This is a genomic window from Micromonospora sp. NPDC047707 (genome assembly GCF_040704235.1).
In the GTDB taxonomy this organism is placed as follows: Bacteria; Actinomycetota; Actinomycetes; order Mycobacteriales; family Micromonosporaceae; genus Micromonospora.
The window spans coordinates 58,197-83,032 of record NZ_JBEYSU010000027.1 but is presented as its reverse complement, the minus strand read 5'-3'; the positions used below and the strand labels follow the sequence as shown (position 1 = coordinate 83,032).

General features: G+C 72.7%; 25 protein-coding genes and 1 tRNA gene. 22 read left to right on the top strand and 4 right to left on the bottom strand.

Annotated elements, in window-relative coordinates:
• The first annotated feature begins 285 nt into the window (after window positions 1-285).
• The 6 genes from AB0873_RS24135 to AB0873_RS24110 all read left to right on the top strand — a co-directional run bounded on the left by AB0873_RS24135 (window position 286) and on the right by AB0873_RS24110 (window position 6,601).
• Window positions 286-1,194: a TatD family hydrolase gene (locus AB0873_RS24135; protein WP_366602309.1), complete on the top strand. Its 909-nt coding sequence runs from the start codon at window positions 286-288 to the stop codon at window positions 1,192-1,194.
• Window positions 1,195-1,276: 82 nt separating this feature from the next.
• Window positions 1,277-2,146, top strand: a complete 870-nt coding sequence (gene rsmA / locus AB0873_RS24130) for a 16S rRNA (adenine(1518)-N(6)/adenine(1519)-N(6))-dimethyltransferase RsmA (protein WP_366602308.1) — start codon at window positions 1,277-1,279, stop codon at window positions 2,144-2,146.
• 124 nt (window positions 2,147-2,270) lie between these two features.
• Window positions 2,271-3,218 carry a 4-(cytidine 5'-diphospho)-2-C-methyl-D-erythritol kinase gene (locus AB0873_RS24125; RefSeq protein ID WP_366602307.1) on the top strand — a complete coding sequence of 316 codons (948 nt, stop codon included), beginning with the start codon at window positions 2,271-2,273 and terminating at the stop codon, window positions 3,216-3,218.
• A gap of 284 nt (window positions 3,219-3,502) precedes the next feature.
• Window positions 3,503-5,308: an ABC-F family ATP-binding cassette domain-containing protein gene (locus AB0873_RS24120; RefSeq protein ID WP_366602306.1), complete on the top strand. Its 1,806-nt coding sequence runs from the start codon at window positions 3,503-3,505 to the stop codon at window positions 5,306-5,308.
• A gap of 103 nt (window positions 5,309-5,411) precedes the next feature.
• Entirely contained in the window at window positions 5,412-5,867 is a 456-nt protein-coding gene (locus AB0873_RS24115) for a DUF4383 domain-containing protein (protein WP_155328979.1), read from the top strand.
• A 260-nt stretch (window positions 5,868-6,127) separates the two neighbouring features.
• The gene (locus AB0873_RS24110) at window positions 6,128-6,601 is read left to right on the top strand and encodes a DUF4383 domain-containing protein (RefSeq protein ID WP_366602303.1); all 474 of its coding nucleotides are present in this window, start codon (window positions 6,128-6,130) and stop codon (window positions 6,599-6,601) included.
• A 1-nt stretch (window position 6,602) separates the two neighbouring features.
• Here AB0873_RS24110 and AB0873_RS24105 read toward each other — a convergent pair whose 3' ends face one another.
• Both AB0873_RS24105 and AB0873_RS24100 read right to left on the bottom strand, forming a co-directional pair.
• Window positions 6,603-7,286 (bottom strand): TetR/AcrR family transcriptional regulator, encoded by a 684-nt coding sequence (locus tag AB0873_RS24105; protein ID WP_155328977.1) that lies wholly within the window; start codon window positions 7,284-7,286, stop codon window positions 6,603-6,605.
• A 94-nt stretch (window positions 7,287-7,380) separates the two neighbouring features.
• Window positions 7,381-8,340, bottom strand: coding sequence for an acyl-CoA desaturase (locus tag AB0873_RS24100; protein WP_366602302.1), 960 nt, complete (start codon window positions 8,338-8,340; stop codon window positions 7,381-7,383).
• 544 nt (window positions 8,341-8,884) lie between these two features.
• On the opposite strand from AB0873_RS24100, the gene AB0873_RS24095 reads away from it, so the two are divergent.
• From AB0873_RS24095 to AB0873_RS24055, 9 genes are all read left to right on the top strand, one after another.
• Window positions 8,885-9,217, top strand: coding sequence for a hypothetical protein (locus tag AB0873_RS24095; protein WP_366602301.1), 333 nt, complete (start codon window positions 8,885-8,887; stop codon window positions 9,215-9,217).
• Between the two features lie 48 nt (window positions 9,218-9,265).
• A tRNA-Gln gene (locus tag AB0873_RS24090) sits at window positions 9,266-9,336 on the top strand.
• A 73-nt stretch (window positions 9,337-9,409) separates the two neighbouring features.
• Window positions 9,410-10,948 (top strand): bifunctional UDP-N-acetylglucosamine diphosphorylase/glucosamine-1-phosphate N-acetyltransferase GlmU, encoded by a 1,539-nt coding sequence (glmU, locus tag AB0873_RS24085; protein ID WP_366602299.1) that lies wholly within the window; start codon window positions 9,410-9,412, stop codon window positions 10,946-10,948.
• A gap of 57 nt (window positions 10,949-11,005) precedes the next feature.
• Window positions 11,006-11,986, top strand: coding sequence for a ribose-phosphate diphosphokinase (locus AB0873_RS24080; protein ID WP_155328973.1), 981 nt, complete (start codon window positions 11,006-11,008; stop codon window positions 11,984-11,986).
• Window positions 11,987-12,246: 260 nt separating this feature from the next.
• Window positions 12,247-12,948: a 50S ribosomal protein L25/general stress protein Ctc gene (locus AB0873_RS24075; RefSeq protein ID WP_155328972.1), complete on the top strand. Its 702-nt coding sequence runs from the start codon at window positions 12,247-12,249 to the stop codon at window positions 12,946-12,948.
• 112 nt (window positions 12,949-13,060) lie between these two features.
• Window positions 13,061-13,651, top strand: a complete 591-nt coding sequence (pth, locus tag AB0873_RS24070; protein WP_366602296.1) for an aminoacyl-tRNA hydrolase — start codon at window positions 13,061-13,063, stop codon at window positions 13,649-13,651.
• Window positions 13,652-13,787: 136 nt separating this feature from the next.
• Window positions 13,788-14,621 carry an inositol monophosphatase family protein gene (locus AB0873_RS24065; RefSeq protein WP_155328970.1) on the top strand — a complete coding sequence of 278 codons (834 nt, stop codon included), beginning with the start codon at window positions 13,788-13,790 and terminating at the stop codon, window positions 14,619-14,621.
• Window positions 14,622-14,691: 70 nt separating this feature from the next.
• Window positions 14,692-15,603, top strand: a complete 912-nt coding sequence (gene cysD, locus AB0873_RS24060; RefSeq protein ID WP_366602294.1) for a sulfate adenylyltransferase subunit CysD — start codon at window positions 14,692-14,694, stop codon at window positions 15,601-15,603.
• Window positions 15,603-16,907, top strand: coding sequence for a GTP-binding protein (locus AB0873_RS24055; protein ID WP_366602292.1), 1,305 nt, complete (start codon window positions 15,603-15,605; stop codon window positions 16,905-16,907). The genes cysD and AB0873_RS24055 overlap by 1 nt, the downstream gene beginning before the upstream one ends.
• A gap of 59 nt (window positions 16,908-16,966) precedes the next feature.
• Here the strand turns inward: AB0873_RS24055 and galK are convergent, their stop codons facing one another.
• Together galK and galE are read right to left on the bottom strand one after the other, a co-directional pair.
• Window positions 16,967-18,190 (bottom strand): galactokinase, encoded by a 1,224-nt coding sequence (gene galK, locus AB0873_RS24050; protein ID WP_366602290.1) that lies wholly within the window; start codon window positions 18,188-18,190, stop codon window positions 16,967-16,969.
• Window positions 18,187-19,170: a UDP-glucose 4-epimerase GalE gene (gene galE / locus AB0873_RS24045; protein ID WP_366602288.1), complete on the bottom strand. Its 984-nt coding sequence runs from the start codon at window positions 19,168-19,170 to the stop codon at window positions 18,187-18,189. The genes galK and galE overlap by 4 nt, the downstream gene beginning before the upstream one ends.
• 175 nt (window positions 19,171-19,345) lie before the next feature.
• On the opposite strand from galE, the gene AB0873_RS24040 reads away from it, so the two are divergent.
• From AB0873_RS24040 to AB0873_RS24010, 7 genes are all read left to right on the top strand, one after another.
• Entirely contained in the window at window positions 19,346-20,368 is a 1,023-nt protein-coding gene (locus tag AB0873_RS24040; protein ID WP_366602286.1) for a hemolysin family protein, read from the top strand.
• A 33-nt stretch (window positions 20,369-20,401) separates the two neighbouring features.
• Window positions 20,402-21,427 carry a tryptophan--tRNA ligase gene (trpS, locus tag AB0873_RS24035; protein ID WP_366602285.1) on the top strand — a complete coding sequence of 342 codons (1,026 nt, stop codon included), beginning with the start codon at window positions 20,402-20,404 and terminating at the stop codon, window positions 21,425-21,427.
• A gap of 27 nt (window positions 21,428-21,454) precedes the next feature.
• Window positions 21,455-22,030, top strand: coding sequence for a 2'-5' RNA ligase family protein (locus AB0873_RS24030; RefSeq protein WP_366602313.1), 576 nt, complete (start codon window positions 21,455-21,457; stop codon window positions 22,028-22,030).
• Between the two features lie 54 nt (window positions 22,031-22,084).
• A complete protein-coding gene (locus AB0873_RS24025; protein WP_366602283.1) occupies window positions 22,085-23,014 on the top strand; it encodes a YhjD/YihY/BrkB family envelope integrity protein in 930 nt (309 codons plus the stop codon).
• Between the two features lie 20 nt (window positions 23,015-23,034).
• A complete protein-coding gene (locus tag AB0873_RS24020) occupies window positions 23,035-23,400 on the top strand; it encodes a GntR family transcriptional regulator (protein WP_366602281.1) in 366 nt (121 codons plus the stop codon).
• An 18-nt stretch (window positions 23,401-23,418) separates the two neighbouring features.
• Window positions 23,419-24,072: an SRPBCC domain-containing protein gene (locus tag AB0873_RS24015; protein ID WP_366602279.1), complete on the top strand. Its 654-nt coding sequence runs from the start codon at window positions 23,419-23,421 to the stop codon at window positions 24,070-24,072.
• A 187-nt stretch (window positions 24,073-24,259) separates the two neighbouring features.
• Window positions 24,260-24,703 (top strand): hypothetical protein, encoded by a 444-nt coding sequence (locus AB0873_RS24010; RefSeq protein ID WP_155328959.1) that lies wholly within the window; start codon window positions 24,260-24,262, stop codon window positions 24,701-24,703.
• Window positions 24,704-24,836 lie beyond the last annotated feature (133 nt).

The following is a 24,836-nucleotide window of genomic DNA, read 5'->3' as shown; positions in this document are numbered from 1 at the left end:
CCCCCTACAACCCCGACCGGCACCGAGCCCTCCAACACTTGCTCAGCCAAGATCAACCGGCGATGGCTTGACACAGGGCAACTCACGCCGTCACCTCGCTCCGCTCGGCGGCGACGCGCGGCGCCGGGCTGCCGGCCCGTCGGCGTCGCCCGACATGATCGCTCACGGTGTCATCTCCCGTACGCGACGCTCACTCACCCGGCGACGCTAAGCGCGTACGGCGTAGTCGAGGTGAACATCGGGTGGCGGCCGGGTGGACCACTTCGGTGTGTGATCCTTTGGGTGATGAACGAGCCGACCGAACAGACGACCGAGCCGACCGAACCGCGCCGGAATCGGGCCGCCCGGCGCGCCGGTGAGTTCCCTCCGCCGCCCGAGCCGCTGCCCCGCCCGGTGTTGGACAGCCACACCCACCTCGACATCACGGTCAGCGAGGCCGGCGTGCCCGGCGGCGGCCCGGTCGACGACCCGGTCACGCGGGCGATCGAGGTGGCCGCGGCCGTCGGCGTCGACCGGCTGGTGCAGGTGGGCGTCGACGTCGAGTCGTCCCGGTGGGGCGCGGAGGTCGCCCAGAAGTACCCGGCGGTCGTCGCCACCGTCGCACTGCACCCCAACGAGGCGCCCCGCCTGTCCGACCTGGACGAGGCGCTGCGCGCGATCGAGACCCTCGCGGCCCGGGACCGGGTACGCGGCATCGGCGAGACCGGGATGGACTTCTACCGCACCGGCGACGAGGGCCGCGCCGCGCAGGAGGAGAGCTTCCGCGCGCACATCGCCATCGCGAAGCGGTACGGCAAGACCCTGGTCATCCACGACCGGGAGGCACACGCCGACGTGCTGCGGATCCTCGACGAGGAGGGTGCCCCGGACACGGTGGTGCTGCACTGCTTCTCCGGCGACGCGGACTTCGCCCGCGAGTGCGTCCGCCGCGGCTACCTGCTCAGCTTCGCCGGCACCGTCACCTTCGGCAGCGCCGCGGCGCTCCGCGAGGCCGCCGCGCTCACCCCGCTGGACCAGATCCTCGTGGAGACCGACGCGCCGTACCTCACCCCGATGCCGCACCGCGGCCGGCCGAACGCCTCGTACCTGATCCCGCTCACCGTCCGCTCCCTCGCCACGACCATGGGCGCGGACCTGGACGACCTGTGCGCCGCCATCTCCACGACCGGTGACCGCGCCTTCGGACCGTGGTGAAAGGAGGGGCCCCTTGTTAACGCCTCCGGTAGGTGAAGGGTCCCTTCCAATCATCGCGGCCAGCCCGCATACGCTACGGGGCGTGACCGGTCTCCTCGGCCCGGCGGAGATCCGGGACCTCGCCGCCCGTCTCGGCGTGGCGCCAACCAAGAAGCTCGGCCAGAACTTCGTGCACGACCCCAACACCGTGCGCCGGATCGTCACCACCGCCGGGCTGGCCCCCGACGACGTGGCGCTGGAGGTCGGACCCGGACTCGGCTCCCTCACCCTCGCGCTGCTGCCCGTCGCCGCGCACCTGCACGCCGTGGAGATCGATCGCACGCTGGCCGGCGCGCTGCCGGAGACCGCCGCCCGGTACGCCGGCCCCGCCGCGGACCGGCTCACCGTGCACCACGCCGACGCGCTGCGGGTCACCGGCGCCGACCTCGCCGAGCCGGCACCGACCGCCCTGGTGGCCAACCTGCCGTACAACGTCGCCGTGCCGGTGGTGCTGCACCTGCTCGCCGAACTGCCCACCCTGCGGCACGGCCTCGTCATGGTGCAGAAGGAGGTCGCCGACCGGCTCGTCGCCGGTCCCGGCTCCAAGGTGTACGGCGTTCCGTCGGTCAAGCTCGCCTGGTACGCCCGCGCCCGCGCCGCCGGGAAGGTCCCACCCAACGTGTTCTGGCCGGTGCCGAACGTCGACTCCGGCCTCGTCGCCTTCACCCGCCGCGAGCCGCCCCGCCCCGACGTACCCCGGGAGCGGGTCTTCGCCGTGGTGGACGCGGCGTTCGCGCAGCGTCGCAAGACCCTCCGCGCGGCCCTGGCCGGCTGGGCCGGCGGCGCCGACCGTGCCACCGAGGCCCTCACCGCCGCCGGAGTGGACCCGGGCGCACGCGGGGAGTCACTCACCGTCGAGCAGTTCGCCGCCATCGCCGCGTCGGCCCCGGCCGCCGCACCCGCCGCCCGCTAGGCTGGCGCCGGACCCGCCCCGGGCCCACCTGAACGCGTACGCCGCCCCAACCGGCCGACTCCGCCGAGGAGCTGATCGTGACCAAGCCGTTCGACATCCGGCCGCACGTCGGGGACCTGATCCCGTGACCGAGGCCTGGCGACCGGACGACGACGAGCCGCGCGGTGCCAGCGGGCCGGTACGCGTGAAGGTGCCCGCCAAGGTCAACCTGCACCTCGGGGTCGGGCCGCTGCGCCGCGACGGCTTCCACGAGCTGAACACCGTCTACCACGCGATCTCCATCCACGACGAGCTGACCGCCCGGCGCGGCGACACCCTCACCCTGACTATGGAGGGTGAGGGCACCGGTGAGCTGGCCCTGGACGACACCAACCTGGTCATCCGGGCCGCGCACGCCCTCGCCGGCTACGCGGGCGTCCTCCCGCACGCCCGGCTGCACCTGCGCAAGCACATCCCGCTCGCCGGGGGCCTGGCCGGTGGCAGCGCCGACGCCGCCGCCGCGCTGGTCGCCTGCGACGCGCTGTGGGGCACCGGGTTGTCCCGCGACGAGCTGGCCGGCATCGCCGCCGACCTCGGCTCCGACGTGCCGTTCCTGATCCACGGCGGCACCGCGCTCGGCACCGGCCGGGGCGAGGCGGTCAGCCCGGTGCTGGCTCGCCCCACCTCCTGGCACTGGGTCGTCGCGATCGCCGACGGCGGCCTGTCCACCCCCGCCGCGTACCGGGAACTCGACCGGCTCCGCGACGCCGGGACCGCCGGCCCGCCGCTTGGCAGCACCGACGCGCTGCTCGCCGCGCTGCGCCAGCGCGACCCCCGGGTGCTCGCCGCCGCCCTCGGCAACGACCTCCAGGACGCCGCCCTCTCCCTGCGCCCGTCCCTGGCCGCCACGCTCAAGGCGGGCGAGGCGGCGGGCGCGCTCGCCGGCATCGTCTCCGGGTCCGGGCCCACCTGCGTCTTCCTCGCCGTCGACGAGGCCCACGCCGTCCGCGTCGCCGCCGAGCTGAACGCCGCCGGGGTGTGCCGGGAAGCCCGCACCGCGCACGGCCCCGTCGCCGGCGCCCGGATCGTCTGAACGGGCCCGCCGCCGGACGGTGATCGGTTCGATCCCGCCCGCGTCGCGGCGTCCCCTCCCGACGCCGGCGACCTGGAGTTGATCGAGGGAACAGGGTCGGTCCGTCGCACCGTTGACCAGCGTCGGGCCGGCGCCGGCGGCGCCCGACGGATGCCGCCCGCAGCGGGGACCGGCGTGCGCGTCACGGCGCGGCGGGCCGGCGAGCCGGTCCGCGTACCCTGGGAGGCCAGGCGTCCCCAGGTGCCCACCGGCACCGGGACGCCTTGATCATGAGAGGTGGGACAGTGGCCAACATCGTCAACCTGGACCGGGTGTCCAAGGGCTACGGCGCCGCCGGGCCGCTGCTCACCGACGTCTCACTCGGCCTCGACGACGCCGACCGGATCGGTGTCGTCGGCCTCAACGGCGCCGGCAAGTCGACCCTGCTGCGGCTGCTCACCCGGCAGGAGGAGCCGGACGACGGCCGCGTCACCCACCGCCGCGACCTGCGGGTGGCCTGGCTCCCGCAGACCCTCCAACTGGCGCCGGACGCCACCGTCCGGGACGTCGTCCTCGGTACCGCCTGGCTCGGCGAGAGCATGGGAGCCGAGCACGAGTGGGCCGGCGACGCCGGCGTCCGCGCCATCCTCGACGGCCTCGGCATGCCCCACCTCGGCCTCGACGCGCCGGTCGGCCCGATGTCCGGCGGCGAGCGCCGCCGGGTGGCCCTCGCGGCGCTGCTCGTCCGCGACTCCGACCTGCTCGTCCTCGACGAGCCCACCAACCACCTCGACGTCGGCGGCGTCGACTGGCTGGCCCGGCACCTCATCGGCCGCAAGGGCGCGCTCGTCGTGGTCACCCACGACCGGTGGTTCCTCGACGCCGTCTGCACCACCACCTGGGAGGTCGCCGAGCAGGCCGTCCGCGCGTACGAGGGCGGCTTCGCCGCCTGGACCCTCGCCCGCGCCGAACGGGAGCGGGTCGCCGCCGCCACCGAGGCCCGCCGGCAGAACCTGCTCCGCAAGGAAATCGCCTGGCTGCGCCGCGGCGCCCCCGCCCGCACCTCCAAGCCCAAGTTCCGCATCGACGCGGCCAACACGCTCATCGCCGACGTCCCGCCGCCGCGCGACACCATGTCGCTGCAACGCCTCGCCACCGCGCGGCTCGGCAAGCAGGTGTACGACCTGGAGCACGTCCGCCTCCACGCCGGCCCCAAGGAGATCCTGCACGACCTCACCTGGCAGGTCGGCCCCGGCGACCGCATCGCCGTCCTCGGCCGCAACGGCGCCGGCAAGACCACCCTGCTGCGGATGCTCGCCGGTGTCACCCACCCCGACGGCGGCCGGTTCGCCGCCGGCTCCACCGTCCGCCCGGCGTTTCTCTCCCAGGAACTCGCCGAACTCCCCGGCCACCTGCGCGTCCTCGAAGCCGTCGAGGAGGTCGCCCGGCGCGTCCGCCTCGGCGACCGGGAGATCTCCGCCGCCCAGCTCGCCGAGGTCTTCGGCTTCGACGACCGGCGGCTCTGGACCCCCGTCTCCGACCTCTCCGGAGGCGAACGACGCCGGCTCCAGATGCTCCGGCTGCTCGCCGGCGAGCCGAACGTCCTCCTGCTCGACGAGCCCACCAACGACCTCGACACCGACACCCTGGCCGCCCTCGAGGACCTGCTCGACTCCTGGCCCGGCACGATCGTCGTGGCCAGCCACGACCGGTACCTCATCGAGCGGGTGACCGACTCCGCGTACGGGATGTTCGGCGACGGCCGGCTGGTGCACCTGCCCGGCGGAGTCGACGAGTACCTGGCCCGGGCCGCCGAGGGGGCGGCGGCCCCGGCGCCCGCGTCGTCGGCCGGGGCGCCCGCCGCGCCGGCGGCGGCGGAGGGGATGTCCGCCGCCGAGGTACGCCAGGCCCGCAAGGAACTCGCGAAGCTGGAGCGGCAGGTCGGCAAGCTGGAGCAGAAGGAGGCGGACCTGCTCGACCGGCTCGCCGCCAACGCCACCGACTACGCCGCGGTCGCCGACCTCGACGCTCAGCTCAAGGACGTCCGCGCCGAACGGGAGCAGGTCGAGGAGGCCTGGCTGGCCCTGGCCGACCAGCTCCCCGCCGCCTGACGGTCGCCCCGGCACGACCGGCGGGGGCCGTGTGCGGCGTCACACCGGGACATGCGGGAGAATCACCGGCGACCCTCTTCCGTTCGTCGTTGGAGACTCAGAGATGGCGCACACCCCCGTCAACCACCCCGCGCGGCCGATCTACCGGGCGATCGGCGGGCTGACCGGTCTGTACCTGGTCGCCTTCGGCGTGCTCGGCCTCATCGCCAGCGCCGGCAACGAGGTCCTCGCCCAGGACGACACCACCGTCATCGGCCAGGGCACGAACGTCGGCTTCTCGCTGCTCAGCCTGCTGCTCGGCGGTGCCGTGCTGGCCGGCACGGTCATCGGGCGCAACCTCGACGTGGTGATCAACCAGTGGCTGGCGTACGTCATCATGGCGCTCAGCCTGGCCGGGCTCGCGTTCATCCGGACCGAGGCGAACATCTTCAACTTCAGCGTCGCCACCGTCATCGTGCTGATGGTGGTCGGCCTCGTCCTCCTCATGGTCGGCATGTACGGCAAGGTCGGGACGGACGAGGAGAAGGAGGCGTGGCAGAAGGCTCGGCTGGTGCTCTGAGGCGCGTCGGTTGCGCTTGGGGTTCTCGCCGGAGCCCGACCCGCTCCGGGCGGTCAGGCTTGATCCCTCCGCGGGTCGGGCTCCGGCGAGAACCTGTCGTGGTGCCGGTCCGGGCGCACCCGCCGGGTCGGGGTGGGAACTCCGTGGTCGCGGTCCCCGGGTCGGTGCCGGCTCTGGTGCCCCTGCTGGTGATTCGGGGTACGTGGGGCGCTCGTGCGGGTGACAATCCTCCTGAATGTCGTCATTCTCGTGGAGGGGTCATGGCGCACTTTCCGGTCAACCATCCGGCGCGGCCGATCTACCGGGTCCTCTCCGGGCTGATCGGGCTCTACATCCTGGTCTTCGGTGTCTGGGGCACGGCGTCGACGCTGGGCGACCCGCTCTTCGAACAGGACGGCGACTGGGTACTCGGCCTGCGTACCAACCTCGCGTTCTCACTGGTCTCCGTCGTCTTCGGCGCCTTCCTGCTGGTGGGCGCGTCCCGGCGCGGCAACCTGGGCCACTACATGAACCTCACCGCCGGGATCGTCTTCCTGGTCACCAGCATCCTCATGATGTCGGTGATGCAGACTTCGGCCAACTTCCTCAACTTCTCGATGTCGACCGTCATCGTCTCGATGATCTTCGGGCTGATCCTGCTCGGGACAGGCCTCTACGACAAGGTCGGCCCCCCGGAGCACGCCGACGAGGCGCGGCGCCACCGCAACCACCCGATCGGCGCCCCGCGCCCCTGACTCACCGCCCCCGTACGGTGATCAGGCCCGGCTTCGCCTCCAGGTGCGACAGGCCGTTCCAGGCCAGGTTCACCAGGTGCGCGGCCACCGTCTCCTTGCGCGGCTTGCGCACCTCCAGCCACCACCGGCCGGTCAGCGCCACCATCCCCACCAGCGCCTGTGAGTAGAGTTCGGCGAGCTTCGGGTCGTACCCCCGGCTGGAGAACTCGGCGCCCAGGATGTGCTCCACCTGGTGGGCGACGTCGTTCAGCACGCTGCTGAAGTTCCCGGTGGCCGACATCAGCGGCGACTCCCGGACCAGCACCCGGAACCCGCTGGTCTCCTCCTCGATGTACGTGAGCAGGGTCAACGCCGCCTGCTCCAGCAGCTCGCGCGGGTGGCCGGCGGTCAACGCGGTGGTGATCCGGTCCAGCAGGCTGCGGACCTCCCGGTCCACGACCACCGCGTACAGGCCCTCCTTGCCGCCGAAGTGCTCGTACACCACCGGCTTGGAGACCTTGGCCCGCGACGCCACCTCCTCGATCGACGTGGCGTCGAACCCGCGCTCGGCGAAGATCTGCCGGGCGATCGAGATCAACTGCTCGCGCCGCTGCGTCGCGGACATGCGTACGCGGGAGGTCTTGCCGGCCGCCGGCACCGCCCGGCGGCGGCCCGCGGTGCCGTCGCCGCCCGCGGCATCCGTCATGTCGTCACCTCGTCGGCGCTCGGTGACGCCCTGTCGTGGGATGGAGCCGGTCACCCGGCCATACTGCCAGGTAACGTCGGGCGCTACCGACCGCTTACCGCTCGGTGTCCGCCCTCACCAGCTTGGCCGCGATCCGCTCGGGCTTCGGCCACCGGACGTCCCGGGCGCCGCCCAGCTTCTCGAACAGCCAGATCACCCGGGCCGAGATGTCCACCTGGCCGGGCAGCACGCCGTGCCGGGCGCTGGTCGGGTCGGCGTGGTGCAGGTTGTGCCAGCTCTCGCCGAAGGACAGGATCGCCAGCGGCCAGAAGTTCGCCGCCCGGTCGCCCTGGCGCATCGCGAACGGGCGCTCGCCGTACACGTGGCAGACCGAGTTGATCGACCACGTGACGTGGTGCAGCAGCGCGATGCGCACCAGGCCGCCCCAGAAGAACGCGGCCAACGCGCCCTGCCACGACCAGGTGAGCAGCCCGCCCATCACGGCCGGACCGAGCACCGACACCGCCACCAGCGCCGGGAAGGACCGGTCGACGCGGTTGATGTCCCGGTCGGCGATCAGATCCGGTGCGAAGCGCTTCCGGTTGGACAGTTCCCGGTTGAACAGCCAGCCGACGTGGGCGTGGAACAGCCCCTTCGTCAACCCGCGGACGGTGGCGCCGAACCGCCACGGCGAGTGCGGGTCACCCTCCAGGTCGGAGAAGGCGTGGTGGCGCCGGTGGTCGGCCACCCACTGGATGATCTCGCCCTGCACCGCCAGCGAACCCGCGACGGCGAGGCCGACCCGCAGCGCCCGCGTGGCCTTGAAGGAGCCGTGCGTGAAGTAGCGGTGGTAGCCGACCGTGATGCCGAGCCCGGAGGCCACGTACCAGAATCCGGCGACCGCCACGTCCGTCCAGGTCAACCAGCCGCCCCAGGCGACCGGCACGGCGGCCACCAGGGCCACGAACGGAACGACCACGAACACCCAGAGGGCGATGAGGATGCCGCGGGACTGGGCGCCGTCGGTGAGGGGCTTCGGGCCGGTCGGGGCGGGTTCGACGAGAGCGGTCGACATGGCACCTCGCAGAGGGGACGGAGGTCACGAGCTACGCTTACGTCACCGTAACTTGGGCGGGCCGGGCGCGCACCGGACAGAGTCGCGAATGAATGGCTGCTTCTGTCGTACGCCCGTCCTAATCTCCTGGCCATGACCGATCCGCTCGCCGGCCGGCCGCCGACCGGGCCGCGGGCCGCCGCCTCACCGCTCTACCAGGAGGCGCTCCGACTCCGCCGCGCCGGTTGCACCGTTCCCGAGATCGCGCGCCGGGTCGGCGTGGCGCGGTCGACCGCCTGGCTGTGGATCGGGCACCTGCCGTTGAAGCGGGACGTCGCGGAGGTCCGGGCCCGCCGGCGGGCGCACTCGAAGGTCATGACCGATGCGCTCTGGGCGGAGCACCGGGCCGCGCGGGACGCGGCTCGTGCCGAGACGGTGGCCAGGGCGGCCGCGTGGGTCAAGAGGCTGCGGCATCGCGAGCTGGTCCTGGTGGGCGCGGCCATCTACTGGGCCGAGGGGACCAAGGCGAAAACCGTGGCGGCCCCACGACTGCCGGGTCCGCTTCGTGAACAGCGACCCGATGTTGATAGCGCTGTTCCTGCGCTTCCTAGAGGAGATGGGCGTCCGTCGCGAGACGCTGCGGTACCGGGTGAGCATCCACGAGAGTGCGGACGCCGGGGCGGCGGTCGTCTGGTGGGCGGACGTGGTGGGCGTCCCACCGGACTGCTTCCAGCCCACGTCGCTCAAGCGTCACCGCCCGGCCACCGTCCGGCGGAACACGGGCGAGAGCTATCGGGGCTGTCTGAGCGTCGAGGTCCCGCAGTCGCGGCACCTGTACTGGAAGATCGAGGGGATCATGAAGGGAATGACCGATGAGGATCCGCTGCACGACCGGTAAGGTGTGAGGCAGCACCGAACGGGGTTGCTCTTTGCCCGTTTTAGACCGTCCCGGGTCGTCTAATGGCAGGACGTCAGGTTTTGGTCCTGATTGTAGGGGTTCGAATCCTCTCCCGGGAGCTTCTCTCCTGCCCAGATGATCTGTGGTTAGCATGGCCGCGAGACTGTCGCCGTCCCGACGGGAGCCCACGTCGTGTCCCAGCAGCCCCACCTCCGCACCGTCGTCGTGCTCGCCGCCGGTGAGGGAAAGCGGATGAAGTCCGCGCTGCCGAAGGTGCTGCACCCGCTGCTCGGCCGTACGCTCGTCGGCCACGTGCTGAGCGCGGCCGCACCACTCGCCGCGGACCGCACGGTGGTCGTGGTGGGCCACGGCGCCGACCAGGTCCGCGCGCACCTGGCCGAGATCGCCCCGCAGGCCACACCGGTGCTCCAGGCCGAGCAGCTCGGCACCGGGCACGCCGTCCGGATCGCGCTGGACGCCGTTCCGAACGCCGCCGGCACCGTGGTGGTGATCAACGGCGACGTGCCGCTGCTGCGCCCGGAGACGGTCGGCGCGCTCGTCGAGGCGCACGAGCGGGAGGGCGCCGCGGCGACGGTGCTCGCCGCGGAGGTGCCCGACCCGACGGGGCTCGGCCGGATCGTGCGTGACGCCGACGGGCGGCTCCAGCAGATCGTGGAGCAGCGGGACGCCACGCCCGCCCAGCGGGAGATCCGGGAGATCAACGCGGGCATCTACGCGTTCGACGTGGTGCGGCTGCGGGAAGCGCTCGGCAAGCTCTCCACGGACAACGACCAGGGCGAGGAGTACCTGACCGACGTCTTCGGCCTGCTGCGGTCGGCCGGTGAGCCGGTGGCCGTCCACCTGGCGGCGGATCACGTGGAGACGCTGGGCTGCAACGACCGGGTCGAGCTGGCCGCGCTGCGGCGGCTGCTGCGCGACCGGGTGAACGAGGCCTGGATGCGCAGCGGGGTCAGCCTGCTCGATCCGGAGACCACGTGGATCGACGTGACCGTGGCGCTGGACCGGGACGCGGTGATCGACCAGAACACGCAGCTGCAGGGCACGACGGTGGTCGGCTCCGGTGCGGTGGTCGGGCCGGACGTCACGCTGGTGGACACGGTGGTCGGGCAGGGCGCGACGGTGGTGCGTAGCCACGCGGTGGGGGCGGAGGTCGGCCCGCGGGCCAGTGTCGGCCCGTACGCGTACCTGCGGCCGGCGGCGCGGCTGGCGGAGAAGGCCAAGGTCGGCACGTTCGTCGAGGTGAAGAACTCGGAGATCGGCGCCGGGTCGAAGGTGCCGCACCTGACGTACGTCGGGGACGCCTCGATCGGCGAGCAGAGCAACATCGGCGCGGCGACCGTCTTCGTGAACTACGACGGTGTGCGCAAGCACCGCACGGTCATCGGCAGTCACGCCCGTACCGGTGCGGACAACATGTTCGTCGCGCCGGTCGTGGTGGGCGACGGCGCGTACACGGCGGCCGGTTCGGTGATCATCGACGACGTGCCCGCCGGTGCGATGGGTGTGGCCCGGGCGCGGCAGCGCAACATCGAGGGCTGGGTGCTCAAGCGGCGGGCCGGGACGGCGGCCGCGGAGGCCGCCGAGCGCGCCCGGCGCGGCGGTGAGGGTGCGGTGGCGCCCGGTTTGCCGGCAAGTGAAGGTGAGGCAATCCACGGGGATGCCGAGCCGGTGGGCGGGGCGTCCGGCGCGGGAGATACTGCAACCGACTAGTCCCCGGCCCACCATCCACCGCGCCGGGCACCACCGACCTACGGGAGCAGACGGGCCATGGGCAGCATCGTCGCCGAAAACCGCAAGAGCCTGATGCTCTTCTCCGGGCGGGGCTTTCCGGAGTTGGCGAAGGAGATCGGTGAGGTGCTCGGCGTCGCGCCGACGCCGGCCGACGCGTACGACTTCGCCAACGGTGAGATCTTCGTACGCTACAAGGACTCGGTGCGCGGTTCGGACGCCTTCGTGGTGCAGTCCGTGACGCACGGGGTCAACACGTGGGTCATGGAGACCCTGATCATGGTCGACGCGCTGAAGCGCGGTTCGGCCAAGCGGATCACCGTGGTCCTGCCGTTCTACCCGTACTCGCGGCAGGACAAGAAGCACCGGGGCCGGGAGCCGATCTCGGCCCGGCTCATCGCGGACCTGCTGAAGACGGCGGGCGCGAACCGGATCCTGACCGTCGACCTGCACACCGCCCAGATCCAGGGCTTCTTCGACGGGCCGGTGGACCACCTGTTCGCGATGGACGTGCTGGCGGAGTACGTGGAGCGCCGGTACGCGGGTCGGCCGATGACGGTGGTGGCGCCGGATTCGGGCCGGGTACGGGTGGCCGAGCGGTGGACCGACCGGCTGGGTGGCTGCCCGCTGGCGTTCATCCACAAGACCCGGGATCCCTCCAAGCCGAACCAGGTGGTGGCGAACCGGGTGGTCGGCGAGGTCGAGGGTCGGGTCTGCCTGATCGTCGACGACATGATCGACACCGGTGGCACGATCACGAAGGCGGCCGACATCCTCCAGGAGTCGGGCGCGGCGGAGATCATCGTGGCGTCCACCCACGCGCTGCTGTCGGACCCGGCGACCGAGCGGTTGAAGAACAGCCCGATCAGCGAGGTCGTGGTGACCAACACGCTGCCGCTGCCGCCGGAGAAGCAGCTCGACAAGCTCACCGTCCTGTCGATCGCGCCGCTGCTGGCGCGGGCGATCCGTGAGGTGTTCGACGACGGCTCGGTGACCACCCTTTTCGGTGGTTTGAGCTGAACCACGGCGCTTTCCCCGCCGTCGTTCGCGGCGGCGGGAACGCTGACGAGGGGACTGCCGGAGAGGGCGGAATCCGCTCGGGTAGACTGGTGCGGTTGCCACGGCGAGGGTGCCCTGCGGGCCGCTGACTCAGTACCGCACGGAGCGCCGTCATCGACGCGGTGCTCCGGGCAGTCGTTCATGACGCATGAGCCCCAGCGAGCCCCTCGCCCAGCACCGCCAGACGACAAGCGCAGCAGCGAAGCATCAGGAGTTTCCCCGTGTCCGAGGTAAAGATCAGCGCCGAGCCCCGTACCGAGTTCGGCAAGGGTGGTGCCCGTCGTACCCGCCGGGCCGGCAAGGTGCCCGCCGTGCTGTACGGCCACGGCGAGAAGCCCAAGCACATCGCGCTTCCGGCGCGTGAGTTCGCGGCCGCGATCCGCAAGGGCGGTGCGAACCAGCTCTTCGCGATCGAGGTGAGTGACGGCACCCAGGTGCTGGCGCTGCCGAAGGCGATCCAGCGTGACCCGATCAAGGACACCTTTGAGCACGTCGACCTGCTGCTCGTCCGCCGTGGCGAGAAGGTCACCGTCGAGGTCCCGGTCCAGCTGGTCGGCGAGGCCGCGAAGGACACCCTGATCGTGCACGACCACGACACCCTCTCGGTGACCGCCGACGCCACCAAGGTGCCGGACCACCTCGAGGCGTCCATCGAGGGCCTGGAGGCGGGCACCCAGGTGACCGCGTCCGACGTCGAGCTGCCGGCCGGCGTCGAGCTGGCCGCCGACCCGGAGCTGCCGGTCGCCGCGGTGACCGCCGCCCCGACCGCCGAGCAGCTCGAGGCCACGCTGCCCGAGGTCGAGGAGGCCGCCGAGGAGGCCGAGGCCGAGGTCGGCGAGGAGACCGAGTCCTCCGAGGGCGCCGAGGGCGGCGCTCCGGCCGCCGAGGGCGAGGAGAACGCCGAGGCGAAGACCGAGGCCTGATCGGTCCGCTGCGCAGCGACAGGCGTCCCCGTTCCTCGGGGGCGCCTGTCGGCGTATCGGGGCGGCGAGGAGCGGCGGTGGTCCGCCGGACGAGAGCGGGAAGGAACGGGCGGTGACGGACGAGACGGGGCCGTGGCTGGTGGTCGGCCTGGGAAACCCGGGTCGGGAGTACGCCGGCAACCGGCACAACGTCGGTTTCATGGCGGCCGACCTGCTCGCGGGGCGGGTGGGGGCGAAGTTCGGGCGGCACAAGCGGGCGGTGGCGGAGGTCGCCGAGGGGCGGCTGGGGTTCGGCGGCCCGCGGCTCGTGCTGGTCAAGCCGTTGACGTACATGAACCTGTCGGGCGGGCCGGTGGCGAGCCTGGCGCAGTTCTACAAGGTGCCGCCGGCGCAGGTGATCGCCGTCCACGACGAGCTGGACATCGCGTACGGCCAGGTGCGGGTGAAGTGCGGCGGTGGCGAGGGCGGGCACAACGGCCTGCGGTCGCTGACGAAGTCGCTGGGCACGAAGGAGTACGTCCGGGTGCGGTTCGGGATCGGCCGGCCGCCGGGGCGGCAGGATCCGGCGGACTTCGTCCTGTCGGATTTCGGCGCGGTCGAGCGCAAGGAGCTGGATTTCCTGGTGGACCGGGCCGCGGACGTGGTGGAGTCGGTCATCGTCCGGGGTGTGGAGCCCACGCAGAACCTGTACCACGGCGGATAGCCCCGAGGCTTTCGTGCGGCGCGGGGCCGGCGTGCGGGTCGGGGCGGGTAGTCTGCGCCCTTTGGGGCGTGGCGCGGCGGCTGGCGGGGTTCGCTCGGGTGACGCGGATCGTGGGTGCGGCGACGGGAGCAGGGTGATGGGCAGTCCTCCGATGATCGACGGGGCGTTCGCCCGGTGGCTGGCCGGCCGGGCCGGGCAGGCGCTGCTCGGTCTGCGGGCCGAGATGGGGTTCGCCGACGCGGGCGCGTTGAAGTCGGCCGGGGACAAGGTCTCGCACGACCTGATCCGTACGGAGCTGGCGAAGTGGCGGCCCGGTGACGCGGTCCTTTCGGAGGAGGACGAGGGGTCGCGGCTGGCGTGGGCGGCGGAGGTCAGCGAGGGGGCGGTGTCCCGGCTGACGGCCGACCGGGTGTGGATCATCGATCCGCTGGACGGCACCCGCGAGTTCGCCGAGGAGGGGCGCTCGGACTGGGCGGTGCACGTGGCGCTCTGGGCGCGGAACGCGCCCGCCCCGCACGGGCTCGTGGCGGGCGCGGTCGGGCTGCCGGCGCAGCATCGGGTGCTGGGGACGGACTACCCACCGGCGTACCCGCCGATGACGCTGGAGGCGGCCACCGCGGGTGGCGCGCGGACGATCCGGCTGGCGGCGAGCCGGAGCCGGCCGCCGGTGTTCCTGACCGACCTGGCCGAGGAGGTCGGCGCGCACCTGGTGCCGATGGGATCGGCGGGCGCGAAGATCGCGGCGGTGGTCACCGGTGAGGTGGACGCGTACATCCACGCGGGCGGCCAGTACGAGTGGGACTCGGCGGCGCCGGTGGCTGTGGCGACGGCCACCGGACTGCACGCTTCCCGGATCGACGGATCTGCGCTGAAATACAACGAGGCCGACCCGCGGCTGCCGGACCTGCTGGTCTGCCGTAAGGATCTCGCCAGTCGGTTGCTTGCAGCGTTGCAGCGGCATTCCGGGTAGCCTGAGCGCCTGTTCTTCCCATGTCCGACCGGAAAGGTCTGGAAATGAGCGTGCGAATCGAGTCGGTGTCATGACCACCACGGCCGCGTACCAGGTTTCCCACCTCGACGCGCTGGAGGCCGAGAGCATCTTCGTGATGCGCGAGGTGGTCGCCGAGATGGAGCGCCCGGTGCTGCTCTTCTCCGGCGGCAAGGATTCGATCGTCATGCTGCGGCTGGCGCAGAAGGCGTTCGCCCCGGCCAACATCCCCTTCCCGGTCATGCACGTCGACACCGGGCACAACTTCCCCGAGGTGCTGGAGTACCGGGACCGGCGGGTCGAGGAGTTGGGCCTGCAACTCGTCGTGGCGAGCGTGCCGGAGGCACTGGCCAGCGGCCTGGTGCGGGAGTCCGCCGACGGGATGCGCAACCGGATCCAGACCCCGGTGCTGCTGGACGCGGTCGAGAAGCACCGCTTCGACGCGCTCTTCGGCGGGGCCCGCCGGGACGAGGAGAAGGCCCGGGCCAAGGAGCGGGTGTTCAGCTTCCGCGACGAGTTCGGCCAGTGGGACCCGAAGAACCAGCGCCCGGAGCTGTGGGCGCTCTACAACGGCCGGCACCACCCGGGCGAGTCGATCCGGGTGTTCCCGCTGTCCAACTGGACCGAGCTGGACGTGTGGCACTACATCGCCCGGGAGCGGATCGAGCTGCCGTCGATCTACTACGCGCACGAGCGCGAGGTGATCGAACGCGACGGGATGCTGTACGCGGTCAACGAGTTCTTCCGCCCCCGGGCGGGGGAGGAGCGGTTCAAGGCGCGGGTGCGCTACCGGACGGTGGGCGACGCGTCCTGCACGGCGGCGGTCCGCTCGGACGCCGACACGGTGGAGAAGGTCATCGAGGAGGTGGCGGCCACCCGGATCACCGAGCGTGGCGCGACCCGCGGTGACGACCGGGTCAGTGAGGCCGCGATGGAGGACCGCAAGCGGGAGGGCTACTTCTGATGACCACCGAGACGATCGCGCCGGCCGGGTCCGACGCGTCCGCCCGCCCGATGGACCTGCTGCGGTTCGCCACCGCCGGCAGCGTGGACGACGGCAAGTCGACCCTGATCGGCCGGCTGCTGTACGACACCAAGTCGCTCTTCACCGACCAGCTCGCCGCGGTCGAGGCGGTCAGCGCGGCCCGGGGCGACGAGTACACGAACCTCGCGTTGCTCACCGACGGCCTGCGGGCGGAGCGGGAGCAGGGCATCACCATCGACGTGGCGTACCGCTACTTCGCCACCCCGCGGCGGAAGTTCATCATCGCCGACACCCCCGGGCACATCCAGTACACGCGGAACATGGTCACCGGGGCGTCCACGGCCGACCTGGCGCTGATCCTGGTCGACGCCCGCAAGGGTCTGGTCGAGCAGTCCCGCCGACACGCGTTCCTCTGCTCGCTGCTGCGGGTGCCGCACCTGGTCCTCTGCGTCAACAAGATGGACCTGGTGCACTGGTCGCAGGACGTGTTCGAGCGGATCGCCGACGAGTTCACCGCGTTCGCCGCGAAGCTCGAGGTGCCCGACCTGACCGTGGTGCCGATCTCCGCCCTGAAGGGCGACAACATCGTCTCCCGCTCGGAGAACATGCCCTGGTACGACGGGCCGTCGTTGCTGCACCACCTGGAGCGGGTGCACATCGCCAGCGACCGCAACCTGGTCGACGTGCGCTTCCCGGTGCAGTACGTGATCCGCCCGCAGTCGACCACCGTCACGGATTACCGGGGGTACGCCGGCCAGGTCGCCTCGGGCGTGCTCAAGCCGGGCGACGAGGTGATGGTGCTGCCGTCGGGCTTCACCAGCCGGATCGCCGCGGTGGAGACCGCTGACGGGCCGGTCGCGGAGGCGTTCCCGCCGATGTCGGTGACCGTACGCCTGACCGACGAGATCGACATCTCCCGGGGCGACATGATCTGCCGGCCGAACAACGCCCCGGCCGTCGCCCAGGACATCGAGGCGATGGTCTGCTGGATGGACGAGACCCGCCCGCTCCAGGTCGGCGGCAGGTACGCGATCAAGCACACGACCCGCTCGGCGCGGGCGATCGTCCGGGGCCTGCACTACCGGCTGGACATCAACTCGCTGCACCGCGACGAGTCGGCGGGGGAGTTGAAGCTCAACGAGATCGGTCGGGTCCGGCTGCGGACGACGGTGCCGCTGCTCGCCGACGAGTACCGCCGCAACCGCACCACCGGCGGCTTCGTGATCATCGACGAGACGACGAACCGGACGGTCGGCGCCGGCATGATCGTCGAGGCGGGCTGAGGCGGATGTCAAGAAGGGACCCCTCCTCCACCTGAGGCGTTAAGAAGGGGCCCTTCCTTTCACCCCAGGCGGGTGGCGCCGGCGGTGGGGAGGACGGTTGCCGTGTGGGGGGCGGTGAAGGCGCGCTCGGCGTACGCGCCCCGGACGGCGTCCGCGACGGCGACGGCGCGATCGGCGTCGACCAGGGCGAGGACGCAGCCGCCGAAGCCGCCGCCCGTCATCCGGGCGCCCAGCGCCCCGGCGGCGAGGGCGGTCTCCACCGCGGTGTCGATCTCCGGGACGGTGATCTCGAAGTCGTCCCGCATGGAGGCGTGCGAGGCGGTGAGCAGCGGCCCGATCTCGCGGACCCGACCGGCGCGCAGCAACGCGACCGTGTCGAGCACCCGCTGGTCCTCGGTGACGACGTGGCGTACCCGGCGGCGGGTCTCGTCGTCGGGCAGCCGGTCGAGTGCGGCGTCGAGGTCGGCGACGCTCACGTCGCGCAGGGCGGGCACCCCGAGCGCCGCGGCGGCCCGTTCGCACGAGCGCCGGCGGGACGCGTACTCCCCGTCGGCGTGCCGGTGCGGCGCCCGGCTGTCGACGACGAGCACGGCCAGGCCGGCCTCGTCGAGGTCGAACGGGATGTGCTCGACCGACTCGTCGCGGCAGTCGAGGAACAGCGCGTGCCCGGCCCGGCAGCGGATCGCGGCCGACTGGTCCATGATTCCGGTCGGTGCGCCGACGTAGTGGTTCTCGGCCCGCTGCGCGAGCCGGGGCTGCTTCTCGGCGGGCAGGTCGAGACCGCCCAGGTCGACGAGGGCCGCCAGCACGGCGGCCTCCAGGGCCGCCGAGGAGGAGAGCCCGGAGCCGAGCGGCACGTCGGAGGCGATCGCCAGGCGGGCGCCGGGCACGGCGTACCCGGCGTCGCGTAGCGCCCACACCACCCCCGCCACGTACGCGGCCCAGCCGGTCACCCGGCCCGGCTCGTCGACCGCCTCGGGCCCGAACTCCACCGGGTGGTCGGCGAGCTCCGACCAGACCGTCCAGCCCTGGTCCTCCCGCGCCGCGGCGGCGACCACGGTACGCAGCGGCAGCGCGAAGGGGAGCACGTAGCCGTCGTTGTAGTCGGTGTGCTCGCCGATCAGGTTGACCCGGCCGGGAGCCGCCCAGCGGCCCGCCGGCTCGGCGGCGTACCGGGACCGGAAGCCGGCGGTGGCACGGGCCGCGACGTCGGCGGTGACGCCGGTGGTCGTGCCGGCCGTGCCGGCGTCGGCGTCGGCTTCCGAGACGGACCGGCCGGTCACGCCCCCTCCAGGACGTGGGTGTGGTAGAACGCCCAGGCGTCGTGGACCATGTCGTGCAGCGTCGGCTTGGCCGGCACCCAGCCCAGCTCCGCCCGGGCCAGGTCGGAGGCGGCGACCAGCTCGGCGGGGTCGCCCTCGCGGCGCGGCGCGACCTCGACCGGGACCGGGTGACCGGTGACCTCACGGACCACCTCGACCACCTGGCGGTTGGTGAAGCCGTTGCCGTTGCCCAGGTTGTAGATGCGGTGCTGGCCGGGGACCGCCCTGTCGAGCGCCAGCAGGTGAGCGCGGGCCAGGTCGGCGACGTGGATGTAGTCGCGGACGCAGGTGCCGTCGACGGTGGGGTAGTCGTCGCCGAAGAGCTGGAGCTTCTCCCGCCGGCCGGCGGCCACGTCGAGGGCGATGGGGATGAGGTGGGTCTCCGGGTCGTGCCGCTCGCCGAGGGCCACGTCGCCGTCGAGGTGCGCGCCGGCGACGTTGAAGTAGCGCAGCGAGACGGCGGCGAGGCCGTGCCCGGCCGCCTCGGAGGTGAGCGCCATGTCGACGGTGAGCTTGGTGGCCCCGTACGTGTTGGTGGGCGCGGTGACCGCGGTCTCCGGGATCGGCAGCTCGGTCGGGTTGCCGTAGACGGCGGCGGTGGAGGAGAAGACCAGCTTCGGCACCCCGGCGGTGCGCACCGCGTCGATCAGGGCGAGCGAGCCGATGACGTTGTTGTGCCAGTACAGCTCGGGTTTGGCCATCGACTCACCGGCGGCGATCAGGGCGGCGAAGTGCAGCACCCCGTCGAAGCCCGCGTCGGGGGTCAGCACCCGGGCCACGTCGTGGAGCGCGACGTCGACGTGCGTGGCCTCGGGCGCGAGCGCCACGCGGTGGCCCGTCCGGAGGTCGTCCAGGACGACGACCTCGTGGCCGGCGTCGAGCAGCATCCGGGTCACCACGCTGCCGATGAAGCCGGCGCCGCCGGTGACGAGCAGTTTCACGTCGGTCTCCTCCTGCCTGGCCGCCGTGCCGGTGGCCGTTCGGTGATCACCCTACGGCTGCCGGCGGTGGGCGTGCTGCACCCCGGGCTCTCCGCCATTCCATCATAATCTTTCATGATTGAACAGAGTCGAACATAGGCCGTTTCCCGCGGCCCCGGTGTCTACCATCCTTCTCATGCGGGAAGCGGGCGGTCCCGGGCTCCGGCGTCGAGCGCGGGGGCGGCCCCGCCGCGAACCCGGGCCCGTCGCCCGGGCGGTCGCCCGCGTCGTGGTCCGCGTCGCCACGGGCGCGACCCGGCTGGTCACCGACCTGCTCGGGGCCAGCCCCGCGTCCGGTCGGGAACGGATCAGCGAGGACGAGCTGCGCGACCTGGTCGCCGCGGCCACCGTGCTGGACCCGGTGGAGCGGCGGATCATCGACGAGGTGCTGGTGGCCGGCGCGAGCCTGGTCCGCGAGGTGATGATGCCGCGCACCGAGGTGGTCTTCCTCTCCGCCGCGCTCACCATCGCCGAGGCGGAACGGCTGGTGCGGCTCGAGACCCACACCCGCTACCCGGTGGTCGACGGCACCCACGACGACGTGGTCGGCTTCGTGCACCTGCGCGACGTGCTGCTGCGGCCGGACCAGGACCCGTGCACCACCGTCGGCGAGCTGACCCGGGAGGTCAAACGGCTGCCCGGCAGCAAGCGCGTGCTCCCGGCCCTGACCGAGATGCGCCGCGAGGGGCACCACCTCGCGGTGGTGGTCGACGAGTACGGCGGCACCGCCGGCATCGTCACCTGCGAGGACCTGATCGAGGAACTGGTCGGTGAGCTCCACGACGAGTACGACACCCCGCCCGAGCCCACGACCTACGGGCTACCCGCGATGGTGGACGGCCGGCTGAACCTCGCCGACTTCGCCGAACGCACCGGGGTGACCCTGCCGACCGGCCCGTACGAGACGGTCGGCGGGTTCGTGATGGCGGCGCTGGGCCGGTTGCCGGTGGTCGGCGACGAGGTGCCGGTGACCGCCGAGCCGGCCGGCGGCGGGCCCACCAACGACCAGCCGGGTGCCGGCTGGTCGTTGCGGGTGCTCGCGCTCGACGGGCGCCGCGTCGCCCGGGTCGCCGTCTCCGTCGCGCGCCTGCCCGAGCCCCGGCGCGCCGTCACCGCCCCCACGCCGGCCGGGCACGCGCGACCCGCCGGCCCGTCATGACGGACGCCGGGTGTTGCTGACAGAATTGCCGGCATGTCCGACGTACCCGCCCGCCCGCGTGTCTTCTCCGGCATCCAGCCGACGGCCGACTCGTTCCACCTCGGCAACTACCTGGGCGCGGTACGGCACTGGGTGGCGTTGCAGGAGACCCACGACGCGTTCTACTGCGTGGTGGACCTGCACGCGATCACCGCCGGGCACGACCCGAAGGAGTTGCCGCAGCGGTCCCGGATGGCGGCCGCGCAGTTGCTCGCGGTCGGCCTGGACCCGGAGCGCTGCACGCTCTTCGTGCAGTCCCAGGTGCCCGAGCACGCCCAGCTGGCGTGGGTGCTGGGGTGCATCACCGGGTTCGGCGAGGCGAGCCGGATGACCCAGTTCAAGGACAAGGCGCAGAAGCAGGGCAACGAGCGGGCCAGTGTCGGCCTGTTCACGTACCCGATCCTCCAGGCCGCCGACATCCTTCTCTACCAGGCGCACGCCGTGCCGGTCGGCGAGGACCAGCGGCAGCACCTGGAGCTCTCCCGCGACCTGGCGCAGCGATTCAACACGCTGTTCGGACCGACCTTCACGGTGCCCGCACCGCACATCGTCAGGGACACCGCGAAGATCACCGACCTGCAGGACCCGACTGCCAAGATGTCGAAGTCGTCCTCGTCGCCGGCCGGCATCGTCAACCTCCTGGAGGACCCGGCCCGGTCGGCCAAGAAGATCCGCTCGGCCGTCACCGACACCGGCCGGGAGATCGTCTTCGACGCCGACACCAAGCCGGGCATCTCCAATCTCCTCACCATCTACGCCGCGCTCTCCGGCCGGAGCATCGACGACCTGGTCGCCGCGTACGCCGGCAAGGGCTACGGCGACCTCAAGAAGGACCTCGGCGAGGTCGTCCGCGAGTTCGTCGGCCCGGTCCAGGAACGCACCCGGGCCTACCTGGACGACCCCGCCCAGCTGGACAAGCTGCTCGCCACCGGAGCGGAGAAGGCGCGGGCCGCGGCGGCGCCGACGCTGCGGGCCGCGTACGAGCGGGTGGGCTTCTTCCCGCCGGTGCGCGGCGAGTAGCGTCGCCGCGCGACGGTACGGGTGGGTCTGGAGTCGGTGGCCGGAGGGGTGGCGCGGAGCGTGGATCAACGGGACGTGCCGGCGTCCGGCGACGCCATCCAGATCGGCATCGCCGTGGATATCCCCGAGCCGTGGGGCGGCGTGCTCACCCGGCGCCGGGTGGAGGCGGGTGACCCGCAGGCCGTACCGGCGCACGTGACGCTGCTCGGGCCGACCGAGATCCCGATCGTCACGCTCCCGGCCGTCGAGCGGCACCTGGACGCGGTCGCCGCCGCCCACCTTCCGTTCACGCTGCACCTGCGGGGCACCGGCACGTTCCGGCCGGTCACCCAGGTGGTGTTCGTGGCGGTGGCCGCCGGGATCAGCGAGTGCGAGCTGCTCGCCGCCGCGATCCGCGCCGCGCCGGAGCTGCACCGCGAGACCCGCTTCCCGTACCACCCGCACGTCACGGTCGCGCAGGACGTCGCGCCGGAGGCGCTGGACAAGGTGTACGAGGATCTGGCCGACTTCTCGGCGATGTTCGAGGTGGAGGCGTTCACCCTCTTCTCGCACAGCGGGCAGGCGCGGTGGCAGCCGCGCCGGGACTTCCGGCTCGGCGGCTGACACGGCGGCGTTCGGATCACCCCGCACGGGCCGGAGATCGGCGAGGATGACGGTGTGAACGTGTTCGGGCGCATCGAGGCGACCATCGGTGCGCGCATCGACGCCGTCCGCCGTCGCTCCGGCACCTTCGACCACGTGTGGCGGGCCGGCGTGCTCTACAACGACCTGCTCGGCGGCCGGCTGGCCGCCGCGATCGCCTACTACGGCTTCTTCGCGGTGTTCGCGCTCGCCCTGGTCGCGTACTCCGTCTTCGGCGCGATCCTCGAGGACAACGACGAGGTCAGCGCGGCGGCGGCCGATTTCCTGCGGGAGAACCTGCCGTTCCTCGACCCGGTGCAGATCGCCGAGGACAGCGGTACGGTCGGGGTGGTCGGCCTGGTGATCCTCGCGTTCACCGGCATCGGCTGGGTGGAGGCGATCCGCTCGTCGCAGCGGCTCATGTACGGCCTCAACCAGCAACCGGGCAACCTGGTCGTCCGCCGGCTGGTCGACCTGGGCGTGCTGCTGATCGTCTTCGTGCTGCTCGGCGTCTCGGTGGCCGCCGTCGACGCGCTGGAGGCCCTCCTGCGTTTCCTGCTGCGCAGCACCGGCTCGCTCGGCCTGACCACCGTCAGCGCGGTGCTCAGCGTCCTGGTGAACATGGTGCTCGCCACCCTGCTGCTGGTGGCGGTGCCGCGGCTGCGGATCAGCCGGGTCCGGCTGCGCCCGGTGGTGCTGCTGGTGGCGGTCGGCATCACGCTGCTCAACACCGTGGGGCGCTACTACGTGGTGCGGGCCGAGCGGAACCCGGCGTACACGGTCGTGGCCGGCGCGGTGGGCCTGCTCCTCTACCTGTACCTGCTCAACCAGCTCGTGCTCTTCGGGGCGGCCCTGGCCGCGACCAGCCGGCGGGGGCGGGTGGTGGACCTGGCGGAGGGGCCGGCGCCGGTGGACGTGGACGTGGACGAGGAGATCGAGCCGGGCACCCCGGGTGGGGCCGGCTGAACGGGGGAAGGGAGGCACACGTGCGGATCCTGATCGACCCGCGCTCGTCGGTGCCGCCGTACGAGCAGGTGCGGGCGCGGATCGCGGAGCAGGTGGGGGACGGCCGGCTGCCGGTCGGCACGCGGCTGCCGCCGGTACGCCAGCTCGCCGCGGACCTCGGCCTGGCCGTCAACACGGTGGCCCGGGCGTACCGGGAGCTGGAGGCGGCCGGGTTGGTAAAGACCCGGGGCCGGCACGGCACGGTTGTCGCACCCGGCCGCGATGATGCGACGGACCGGTTGCAGCGGGCCGCGGGCGAGTACGCGGCGGAGGCGGCCCGGCTGGGTGTGGCGCCGGAGACGGCGCTCGCCCTGGTCCGGGCCGCGGTCGAGGCGCGCACCGGCTGACGAGGCAGGAGGGCATCGATGACCGACTCGGACGGCACCGTGGTCGAGACGAGCGTGCAGGCACCACCGGAGCGGGTCTGGTCGGCGCTGACCGTGCCGGCGGAGATCCGGCAGTGGTTCGGCTGGGAGTACGACGGGCTCGACGAGGAGATCCGGTTCATCTTCGTCGACCACGCGGAACCGGCGCCGCCGGACCGGATCGCCATGTCCGACGGCTCCGAGCTGCGGCTCGACTCCGACGGCGACGGGACGCGGCTGAGCGCGGCGCTGCCGGCCCCGGCCGACGCCGCTGCGGCCGCCGAGCAGCAGGCGATCGCGGAGGGCTGGCGCACGTTCTTCGCCCAGCTGCGCTTCCTGCTCGAACGCCGGCCGGAGGGTGTGCGCCGGACGGTGTTCCTGAGCGGCACCGGGACCGGCCGGGAGCTGCTGGCGGCGCTGGGCACGGCCGGCTCGACCGACGAGTGGTTCCACAGCCCGCGGCAGCGGATCGTGGTCGACCCGGACGGGCGGCTGCTGGCGGCGACCGCCGAGCGGCCGTTGGACGATCCGGAGCCGGGCACGGTCAACCTCACGGTGAGCGCCTTCGGCATCGACGACGCCGAGGCCGCCCGCCTGGAGCGGGTCTGGGCCGCCCGCTGGGCGCCGCTCGCCTCCGGCGAGGCGTCCGCGTGACCGACCGCCCGCCCGGCCGCTGGTCCGGACGAGGGTGATCGGTTCCGCCGCCGGCGGCCTGGCGGTGCGCGAGCGACGGGGGCCGCGCGCTGCCGGCGGCACCGGGGTCGATCATGCGACACCCGAACAAGCGATGATGCCGGCGAACCGGGCACGTCGCGCCCTCTGCGGGGACGATGATGGGCGGGTGGGCGCTCTCGTGACACTCGACCTGCCGGACGACTCGCCGATGTTCGACCTGCCGTGGATCATCACCTTCGGCCCGCTGGGGGACGCCGACGAGTGGGAGCCGGTGGTCTGCGGCCCGTACGAGCGGGCGCACGCGTTGACCCTCGCCGAGGCGGTCGTCTCGGAGGAGCAGCTGATGGCGGTGGTCGAGCCGCTGCTGCCGGCGGTTTCGGTCGACGAGATCCGCAGCGAGATCGCCGCCGCCCAGATCGCCGCCGAGGACGAGGCGGCGCAGGTCGACAGCGCCGACCTGTACGGCGACTACGAGGACACGATCGACGAGGAACTGGAGGCGGCGGCCGAGCGGGACCGGCGTACCGGTCCGGCGGTGCCGCCGACCGAGGCCGAGCTGCGGGCCGGCTTCGGCCGCATCGCGGCCCGGCTCCCCGGCGCCGGCGGCTGACCAGGGACGGTGGATGGACACCGGCGCCCCGGGACCGAGATCCCGAGGCGCCGGCGCCACCTCACCCCCCACCACAAGGGGTCGGTTGCCCAGTCGCCCGGCGGCGCGGAGCACGACGGACGACCAGGTCGAT